General features: G+C 45.5%; 1 protein-coding gene. It reads right to left on the reverse strand.

The window, feature by feature from the left end; all coding sequences use genetic code 11:
- Positions 1 to 345, reverse strand: a 345-nt coding sequence (locus tag AC1M9I_RS14670) for a thiolase family protein (protein WP_481611219.1), incomplete at both ends; no start/stop codon positions are given.

Raw genomic sequence — 345 nt, forward strand, 5'->3', positions numbered from 1 at the left:
TGGTTAAGGCTTCTAAAGTGGTTGATGCACGTGGATGTTCATCTTTTGCCACCACAACCGCATCACCTTTACGCTGTGGAATAGTCACAGGTACGATTTCTTGATCAAAGAAACCACGTGCTTGAGCTGCTGCCGTACGTAGTTGGCTGGTTAAAGCAAATTGGTCTTGATCAGCGCGGCTAATATTGAACTGTTCAGCCACGTTTTCAGCCGTTTGCGGCATGGTTTCAACACCATACATTTCTTTAAGCTTTGGGTTGATAAAACGCCAGCCCATGGTGGTGTCTTCAATCTTTTGACTACGACCAAATGCACTCTCAGATTTACCCATCACAAATGGAGCAC

The organism is Acinetobacter sp. ANC_7553, assembly GCF_056779895.1.